Genomic DNA, 9,382 nt, shown 5'->3' with positions numbered 1-9,382 from the left:
TTCGGCGGACTCCTTCGAGGTGGTCCCCGCGCGGGCGCCGGCATCGACCTGGGCTTGTACGGCCCACCGACGTACCGTCTCCCCGCCGACGCCGACCTGCTTGGCGATCGCCTCTGCCGCGGCAGTCAACGACGTGTACTCCCCGCCGTGCGCCTCCAGCAACCGTAAGGCCCTCGAACGGACCTCCGGATCGATTTTCTTAGGCATATGCTCATCCTTCCTGACTCAGAAGGAAGCGGCATCAAAGCTGGGGTGATTCAATGGTCCTCCGAACCTCCGACCCCCAGCCCCATCCCTACCATTTTATGGCAGTGGACCCACTTAGCTTAGGAATAGGGAACTCCTCAAACGAGACAACCGGGCACCCGTGAAACAGCGTGTGCACGGATGCCCGGTTGTTGACGTCCGGTCAGACCTTGTCGGTTGCGCGATCGTTGTCGTCTCGATCGGCTGACTCGGAGTCGCCGAACGGTTCGGATTGGGTCCCGTCAGGTGTCGAGTCGAGGTCGATCGTCCGACGCAGCGGCCGGTTGGGCAGGAGCGACACGGCAATCAGCGCCACCACCGCTGCCGCAGCTGCGATCAGGAAGATCCGCCCTGTTGCGTCACCGTAAGCGACTCGGATGATCGATTCCACCGGGTCCGGCAGTGAGTCGATGTCGAGGTTGCCGCCGGCGGAGCCACCTGTGATCCCGAGCCGAGCAAGGCCGCCCGATGAGAGATCCGTCACGCGAGTGGCCAGGACCGACCCGAGGACCGAGACGCCGATTGCGCCGCCGAAGGTCCGGAAGAACGCGACGTTGCTCGACGCCGCGCCGATGTTCTGGACGCTGACCGTGTTTTGAACCACCAGCACGAGGTTCTGCATCAACATGCCCGTGCCGAGCCCGACGATCAGGATGAAGATACTCACCCACCACAGACTGGTCGCGTGGTCGATCGTCCCCAGCAGTGCGAAGCCGGCGATGAGGAGGGACGAACCGGTCACCATGAACACCTTCCACTTCCCGAATCGGGTGATCAGTTGCCCCGATCCCACCGACGCGATCAGCATTCCGATGACAAGCGGAATCGAGAGAACTCCGGCGATCGTCGGCGAGAAACCGCGCGCGGTCTGGAAGTACTGTCCCAGGAACGTCGTCGAACCGAACACCCCCAGTCCCACTGCGATGGACGCGATGATGGCGAGTCGGTGGTGCGTTCGGTCACGATCTTGAGCGGGATGATCGGCGCTGTGACTCGCGATTCCACCAGCACGGTGCCTGCCAGCAGGAGCAGTCCGCCACCGACGTACATCGCGGACTCCTGAGAGACCCAGTCGTAGTATCCGGCTTTGCCCGCGAACGAGACCCAGATCAACAGCACGGAGACGCCTGCGGTGAGCAGAGTGGCTCCCAGCCAGTCGATGGAGATGTTCTCGGCGCGCTCGGTCTTGATGCGGATGGTCTTCTGGAGGAGGAAGAACGCGATCACTGCCAGTGGTACGCAGACGAAAAAACACCAGCGCCAGCCCAGTGGGCTGTCGACGATGACGCCGCCCAGAATTGGTCCGCCGGACAAAGCCACCGCCATCGTGGCGCCCATGTACCCGGAGTACCGGCCACGCTCACGGGGAGACACGATGCTGCCGATGATCGCCACGACCAGCGCGGTGAGCCCGCCCATGCCGATGCCCTGGACAACGCGCGCCGCGAGGAGAATCGGCACATTGTGAGCCACGCCGGCGATGATCGAGCCGACCACGAAGATGATGATGATCGAGCTTTGGACAAGCATCTTCTTGCTGAAGATGTCGGCCAGCTTGCCCCAGATCGGCGTGGACGCCGCGTTGGCGAGCAAGGCGGTGGTGATGACCCAGGCGTAAGCCGTCTGCGACCCCTTCAGATCGGCGATGATCGTCGGCAGGGCGGTCGCGACGATCGTTGTGCTCAGCAGAGCGGTGAACAACGCTGCGAGCAACCCGGCCATCGCCTCGAGGATTTCCCGGTGCGAATCGCGTATGGATCTGGCTTCGCCACCGCCTCGGTTGAACTTGACATCTAGACCCCTTTTACTGTGATTTTAGATTGTACCGGCCGATCGGCCCGGTGCGCGTATCTGGTCAATGAAGCTCTGAGTTTGCGAAAGGCGCTGCTGGCCGCATGCGCGTCTGCTTGGTCCCAGTCGTCGAGTGCGTTCTGTAACGACTCGGCACGCGCAGCCCTCGTTCGATCGAGGAGCTCGCGACCTGCACTCGTCGTCAGCAACTGCGTGGCCCGCCCGTCACCGGGATCTGGACGGCGGGCGACGTATCCCTCGGCGACCAACTCGGTCACGTGCCGACTCAGCGCCGACTGGCTGATGCACAGATCCGATGCCAACTCGTTCTGGCGACACTGTCCTCGTGCCTCCAGTGCCATGAGCACACCGAGACCACCTGGCAGGATCGGACTCTCGTCCGCCACCGCCCCGCGGAACGCACGCCCCATCAGATACAGCTCGTCAATCAGCTCGATCGCTGTTCGCGCTGAGACCGCCATGACCACCTTCTCCACTCAATAGATGATTGCGTTACACAACTTACATAAGTTGCATGCTGAAATCAACTAGTGTGGCCCGCACCACTTCCGGCCAAAACGAGCATTGCCTGTACTCGATTGGTCACGGCTGGATCCAGATCCCAGCACATGCCACCAGCCCCTGTCGGGGCCAATATCGTGTGCGTGCTTATTCGTACATGCGCACCATCTTCGACCTTGACACCAGCGCATCGAGGTACATCACTGACACAACGGGCTCCGTACCGGATACCTCGGCGGCACCCCCGTCAGCGGCTGCGCCGACCAGGCATCACACGGCCCCAAACGTGACATCGAATGTTGACAAATAGTGGGTCGTCGAAATAATCTGGAAAGGGAAGTATCGCTGTGGTCCGATCCGGCGCCACCCGAAGGAGCGACGATGACAAGTGCATTGACACCAACCTCTCCGGACACCCGCAAGCCCGCCCCGGCACGGTACGTGCCCGAGCACGACAAGACCGGTACCGATCACGATTACGTCCAGGTTCTCGACGACTTGTCCGCGGCGTCTGTCCACCGCAACTTCGATCCCTACATCGACATCGACTGGGACGCGCCGGACATGGCGATCATCGACAATGACCCGCGGTGGATCCTTTCACCTGAGGTCGACCCAATCGGCCGACATCCGTGGTATCAGCAGCTTCCGCAGGAGAAGCAGATCGAGATCGGCATGTGGCGGCAGGCCAACGTTGCCAAGGTCGGACTGCAGTTCGAATCAATTCTCATCCGCGGGCTCATGCAATACAGCTTTAAGCTCCCCAACGGGGCACGTGAATTCCGGTATACGACGCATGAATGCAAGGAAGAGTGCAACCACACTCTGATGTTCCAGGAGTTCGTCAATCGCACTGGGATGGATGTGCCGGGAGCGAAGGTGGGCTTCCGCCTCATCTCGCCATTTGTCCCGCTGCTGTCGACGGTATTTCCTACTCTCTTCTTCTTGGGGGTGCTCGGCGGCGAAGAACCGATCGATCACATCCAGAAGGATTTTCTGCGCACGCGCGCCAACCTTCATCCAACGATGGCGGCGGTGATGCAGCTCCATGTCGCCGAAGAGGCACGCCACATATCCTTCGCGCATCACCTGATCCGCGAACAGGTCCCACAGCGCGGCCGGTTCCAGCGGTTCATGATGTCGTTGATGTTGCCCATCATAATGCGCGTCCTGTGCAACGCCATCATCGTTCCGCCGCGCAGCTTCGCCAAGCGATTCGACATCCCCGGCGAGGTCATGAAGGACAGCTTCTGGCGGTCCCCCGAATCGAAGCGGTTCCTGAGAAACACCTTCGGTGACGTCCGCATGCTCGGCGAGCAGAGTGGCTTGATGAATCCGGTGGCGCGCATGTTGTGGCGTGCACTCGGAATCAGCGGTCGCCCTTCGCGTTTCCGCAGCGAACCCATCTACACCTCGGCCTGAGCGGCACGGAGCGCGGGTATTCACCGAGACCATGTCCCACGTCATCACCCAGGCGTGTTGTGGGGACGCGTCATGCGTATACGCGTGCCCCGTCAACTGCATCCATCCAACGCCCGAAGAACCGGATTTCGGCATCGCCGAAATGCTATACATCGATCCCGCGACCTGCGTCGATTGTGGTGCTTGCGTGAGCGCATGCCCCGTCGGTGCGATTTTTCCAAGCCACCGTCTGCCAGTCGGGCAGGAAAGATTTGCCAAGGTTAACGCCGCTCAGTATCAACACCCCGCCGACTGGACCGCTCGCTTTCCGGTGGACCCGTCGCGTCGGTTGCCGCTCGCACCCATCGGCCATCCCCATCAGCTCGCCGTCGACGAGCGTGTGTCGATCGGCATCGTCGGATCCGGGCCGTCGGCGATGTACGCCGCCGACGAACTGCTACGTCAGCCGCAGATTTCGGTCACCATGTACGAGCGCCTCGACCGGCCGTTCGGGTTGGTGCGATTCGGTGTCGCCCCCGATCACCTGAACACCCGGAAGGTGATGCGACTGTTCGACGACATCGCCCGCAACCCGCGCCTGGAGATCCTGCTGCACACCGAGGTGGGGCGTGACATCACCCTCGCCGAGCTGCGCTCGCGTCACCAGGGAGTGATCTGGGCGGGCGGCGCACCCACCGACAAGCCACTCACGCTGCCCGGCATCGACCACGTCGGCGTCTCGAGCGCCACATCGTTCGTCGGTTGGTACAACGGCCATCCTGATTTTACCGACCTCGACGTCGATCTCTCCACCGAACGTGCTGTGGTCGTTGGCAACGGCAACGTCGCCCTCGATGTCGCGCGGATCCTCGTGGCGGATCCCGAATCGCTCGCCGAGACCTCGATCTCTCAGGCCGCGTTGGCCGAACTGCGGCGGTCAAACGTACGCGAGATCGTCGTGATGGGTCGGCGCGGCCCCCTACATGCGGCGTTCACCCTGCCCGAGATGATCGGCTTGGTGGATTCCGGCGTTGCCGTCACCGTCGATCCGGCTGATCTCGACAAGGCATCACCTGCGGCGCACGACCTCGACATGACGCTGCGGGCCAAGCTCGATCTCCTCGCCGAATGCGCTGCCCGTCCCGCGCCGAAGGGCCGTCGAATCCGGTTGGCGTTCTTCAGTTCGCCGCTGGAAGTCATTGCCGGGCAGGATGGCCGGGCTTGTGGATTGAGGATCGGCCGCAACCGTCCGGTGATCGACGATGCGGGCGTCGCGGCCGGGATCGAAACCACGGGCGAGACGTCGGTGCTCGATGCCGGACTCATCCTGACCTCGGTCGGTTATCGCGGGATCGCGGTGCCGGGCCTGCCCTTCGACGATGCACGCGGGGTCATCCCGAATGCCGAAGGCCGTGTGCTGTCAGGAGCGGATCCGGTGACGGGAATGTACGTGACCGGCTGGATCAAACGCGGACCGTCGGGATTCATCGGCACCAACAAGACCGACTCCGCCGAGACCGTCTCGTCATTGCTCGCCGACCTCGAATCCGGCCGACGTCTGCACTAGTGGTCCGCATTCTCTGGACGGCGCTTTCTTGAGGATTTGGCCTTGAGAATTTGGTGCGGTGGCAGATCATCCCGGACCGACTCAGGTCCGTACCCGACAACGCTGGACCCGACAACGCTGGCCCGTTCTTGATCTCGGTGCCGCCCCGTACCACGAACACGAGAAGTAAACCTGGGCACTGACCCGGACCCGTTCCGGAGGAAAGAACACCGCCGCGACCTCGCCGATCAGCCGACGTGGTGCATCCAACCCGGTGAAACCAGTGGCTAGACACGGTGCATGCTGGACACTGTGTCAGCATCAGCAACCAAAGGAGCCCACGTGACCTTAACGACCACCGACCGCGTCGACGTCCTCATCATCGGTGCCGGCATATCGGGCATCGGAGCTGCGCGGTATCTGCGGACCGAACACCCAGCGAAGACGTTTACCGTCGTCGAAGCCCGGAGCGCTCCCGGCGGGACGTGGGACCTCTTCCGATATCCGGGGGTTCGGTCGGATTCCGATTTGCAGACCTTCGGCTACGAGTTCAAGCCGTGGACCGACAAGCAGGCCATCGCGGACGCCCCTCGGATCCTTGACTATCTGCACGAGACGATTGACGAGAACGGTCTGTCCGATCACATCCGGTACGAGCACCGGGTGGTATCGGCGTCCTGGGCCTCCGACGACGCGCGATGGCTGGTGTCCATCGACCGTGCCGACAGCGGCGAACGGATCCATATCAGTGCGCGCTGGATCTTCTGCGGCTCCGGATACTACGACTACGACGAGGGCTTCACTCCGGACTTCGCCGGGCGCGAACGCTTTCAGGGACAGATCGTCCATCCACAGCACTGGCCGGAGGATCTGGACTACACAGACAAACGTGTCGTCGTGATCGGTAGCGGCGCAACGGCGGTGACGCTGTTGCCGGCGATGGCCGAGCGCGCCGCTCATGTGACGATGCTGCAGCGAACGCCCACCTACATCGTCCCGCTACCACGCGAGGACGTCATCGCGAACTTCCTCCGGAAGGTGTTGGGCGACAAGCGTGGATATGCACTCACGCGCGAGAAGAACGTCGCCCAGCAGCGGCTGGCCTTCGATCTATCCGTACGCTTCCCTAGCCTGGCCCGCCGGGCGATCCGTAAGATCAATCAGTTCCAGCTTCCCAAGGGGTATCCCGTGGATACTCATTTCAATCCGCCCTACAACCCGTGGGATCAGCGGCTGTGCGTGGTGCCCGACTCCGACCTGTTCCGCACCATTCGATCCGGCAAGGCGTCGATCGTCACCGACCGCATTGACAGGTTCACCGAGACCGGTGTTCTGCTCGCGAGCGGAGAAGAACTAGAAGCAGATATCATAGTCACCGCGACTGGCCTCAACATGAAGCTCATCGGCGGTGTCGAACTCAGCGTCGACGGTCGCGTCGTATCGTTGACCGACTCAGTTGTGTATCGGGGCATGATGCTGTCCGGCGTACCTAATTTCGCACTCGCCGTCGGCTACACGAATGCGTCCTGGACGCTAAAGATCGGCCTGCTCTGTAAATACTTCTGTAAGTTGCTGGCTTACATGGACTCTCACGGATACGACAGTGTGTGGGCGGTCGCCGATCCGTCGATGCAGACCCGTCCGCTGCTCGACTTCGCTGCCGGTTACGTTCAGCGATCGCTGGACACGTTCCCAAAGCAAGGACTGAAGGCCCCGTGGGTCATGTCCATGAGCTACTACACCGACCGTCGACTGCTCCGCGGCGACGTCGCCGACGACGTCCTGCGGTTCGCCCGAGCCGGGGACCGCCCGGCCACACCGAGCCCGAGCGGCACCGCCATTCGCGCCTGAGGACGACACCGCAAGGCAACCCCCGCCCGAGCCTAAAGGAAGTGCGTAACCTGCGCCCATGGACTTCGACGACGTCTTCACGACGGGTCGCCGTCGGGTTCGACGCGGATCGGTGCACTGGCGATGATCGTCGGCTTCGTCATTGCACTGCACTCATCCTCAGGCGCTCAATCGCTGCTCCGCAACCACCACTTGTTTGGGTGGGGCCGGGGTGTGGTGAGGCGGTAACTGCAAGATCGCACCGGTGGTGCTGCTTATCGGTGATCGCCGGCGCGACCGAGCGCGGATAGCGGTATGCGGCTCCCTGAGATCGTCCTCAAGCGATCTCCTCTCCACAGGCGATGTCCGCGCGCATTGCCTGCAACGCAGCGTGCAGATCTGGCATCGGGATCGCCCGATCGGGGGTCCGGGCGTAGGTGGACGGGCGTAGGTAAAGCCGAGGGGCCTGCCTGAGCGCCCCCCGCGCGGTACTCACTTCGGGGCTGAATGGGGCTGCTCGACCATTGACAACACGTCCATGCAGACCGATACTCGGATATACTTGTGACCGCCAACACATACTCTGGTTCGCGGCACGACCGGAGGTCAGCATGAACGGGAACGAACGCGCTATTTCGTCCGTCGACGACGCGGGGGTGGCCGACACCAAGGCGGGGACGCCCATACGTGCGCGGCGGATAAAGTTCTCCTATCCGCAGGGCGCTATGAACCGGCACTATGTCTCCGACGACCTGATAATGAGTCACGTCGTATCCATGCTGTCGTCCGTCTTCCCCGAAGGCGAGGACTTTTTCATCCGGTCAGTCAAGTACTACAAGGATGAGATCACCGATCCGACGTTGCGGGCTCAAGTCGACGGGTTCATCGGCCAAGAGGCGACACACGGACGCGAGCACCGAGAGATCAACGAGCGTCTCCAGGAGATGGGTTACCCCACAAGGCTCAATGACCGCCTCACCAAGCGGGCGTTGGCGATGATCTATCGCCATGCGCCACATAAATATTCGTTGGCCATGACCGCAGGCCTCGAGCATTACACGGCGACCCTGGCCTCTCTGCTTCTCACGAATCCTGAGGCGCGCAGTCTGCTCACCTCGGACGAAATGCGAGGGCTTTTGCTGTGGCACGCCTACGAGGAGGTCGAGCACAAAGCGGTGGCGTTCGACGTCTACCGAGCCATCGGTGGCAGTGAAGCTCTGCGTATTGGCACGATGCGTGGCATCCACATCACGTTCCTGGGGCTCGTGACCGTGTCCACGCTGGCGTCGATGCTCACCGATCGCGCCACGTACAACCCCGCTCGTGTTCTACGCAGCGTGGCGGCTATGCGCACCAACCCGTGGATAAACCGAGATGTGTTGCGTGAGTTGGGAACCTACACACGGCGCGGGTTCCATCCCAGCGACAACCCCACAGTGCACTTGCTCGAGACCTGGGGATCGGAGCTGTTCGGTGACCAAGGTATTTTGGCGGACCACCTTGTTGGTGCAAGCAAGCGGCGCTGAGCTGAGGCCTCCTTTCGGGTCAACACGGCAAGGAAACCATCTTCTCGGCGAAATCGTCGGGTGCTCGTTGATCGAGATAACCTCACTGGCTGGCTATTTCCTGATGGCACGGGAGGGTTGAAGTCGGGCATGGACGGGATCAGGGTTTCGTCTCTTATGGGGCCTTCCCGGGGCCGGAGCACTTAGCATCGAATGACTCAACCATCGCCGCCTACGCGGCAAGATCGAACGTCCACCCATCGAATCCGAGACCGCCTACTGGTCGAACCCGACGATCACCGACCATCGTGAAATCCGGTCCCAGCAGAAGCCGGATACCGCCTAATCGAGCTTTTCAAGCCGGGCGATTCACTCCTCTGGATTCAACGAGGCCGCACTGAAAAGGGAGGTCTGAATCGCGCTGGTGGTGGGCTAGCCCACCGGGGTGGGCGGGGGGTTTTAGATTACTGACACCCGAGCGGTCACGTCGGGTGTGGATCGGCCGCAATTCCGGCTGGGCTCAGATTATGATTGCGACGAA

At 62.1% G+C, this 9,382-nt stretch carries 5 protein-coding genes and 2 pseudogenes; 4 read left to right on the top strand and 3 right to left on the bottom strand.

Annotated features, from left to right (window positions below; genetic code table 11):
- From GOALK_RS12205 to GOALK_RS12195, 3 genes and pseudogenes are all read right to left on the bottom strand, one after another.
- Positions 1 to 207, bottom strand: a pseudogene (locus GOALK_RS12205) (IS3-like element ISPfr13 family transposase); the annotation flags it as partial.
- A gap of 202 nt (positions 208 to 409) precedes the next feature.
- A pseudogene (locus GOALK_RS12200) lies at positions 410 to 2,039 on the bottom strand (MDR family MFS transporter).
- Entirely contained in the window at positions 2,040 to 2,534 is a 495-nt protein-coding gene (locus GOALK_RS12195) for a MarR family winged helix-turn-helix transcriptional regulator (protein ID WP_230461842.1), read from the bottom strand.
- Positions 2,535 to 2,940: 406 nt separating this feature from the next.
- On the opposite strand from GOALK_RS12195, the gene GOALK_RS12190 reads away from it, so the two are divergent.
- From GOALK_RS12190 to GOALK_RS12175, 4 genes are all read left to right on the top strand, one after another.
- A complete protein-coding gene (locus tag GOALK_RS12190) occupies positions 2,941 to 3,981 on the top strand; it encodes an AurF N-oxygenase family protein (RefSeq protein ID WP_006359127.1) in 1,041 nt (346 codons plus the stop codon).
- A gap of 31 nt (positions 3,982 to 4,012) precedes the next feature.
- On the top strand, positions 4,013 to 5,527 hold the full coding sequence (locus GOALK_RS12185) for a 4Fe-4S binding protein (protein ID WP_042378911.1): 1,515 nt from the start codon (positions 4,013 to 4,015) through the stop codon (positions 5,525 to 5,527).
- Between the two features lie 279 nt (positions 5,528 to 5,806).
- Positions 5,807 to 7,357 (top strand): flavin-containing monooxygenase, encoded by a 1,551-nt coding sequence (locus GOALK_RS12180; RefSeq protein WP_042378920.1) that lies wholly within the window; start codon positions 5,807 to 5,809, stop codon positions 7,355 to 7,357.
- A 590-nt stretch (positions 7,358 to 7,947) separates the two neighbouring features.
- Positions 7,948 to 8,862: a metal-dependent hydrolase gene (locus tag GOALK_RS12175; RefSeq protein WP_006359124.1), complete on the top strand. Its 915-nt coding sequence runs from the start codon at positions 7,948 to 7,950 to the stop codon at positions 8,860 to 8,862.
- Positions 8,863 to 9,382: the final 520 nt, after the last annotated feature.

This window comes from Gordonia alkanivorans NBRC 16433 (genome assembly GCF_000225505.1).
GTDB lineage: Bacteria > Actinomycetota > Actinomycetes > Mycobacteriales > Mycobacteriaceae > Gordonia > Gordonia alkanivorans.
The sequence above is the reverse complement of the archived record's forward strand: the minus strand, read 5'-3'. Positions and strand labels throughout refer to the sequence as shown.

Coding starts and splice junctions, on each gene's coding strand:
- GOALK_RS12190 (WP_006359127.1), top strand. CDS start 2,941: ATGACAAGTGCATTGACACCAACCTCTCCGGACACCCGCAAGCCCGCC.
- GOALK_RS12185 (WP_042378911.1), top strand. CDS start 4,013: ATGTCCCACGTCATCACCCAGGCGTGTTGTGGGGACGCGTCATGCGTA.
- GOALK_RS12180 (WP_042378920.1), top strand. CDS start 5,807: ATGCTGGACACTGTGTCAGCATCAGCAACCAAAGGAGCCCACGTGACC.
- GOALK_RS12175 (WP_006359124.1), top strand. CDS start 7,948: ATGAACGGGAACGAACGCGCTATTTCGTCCGTCGACGACGCGGGGGTG.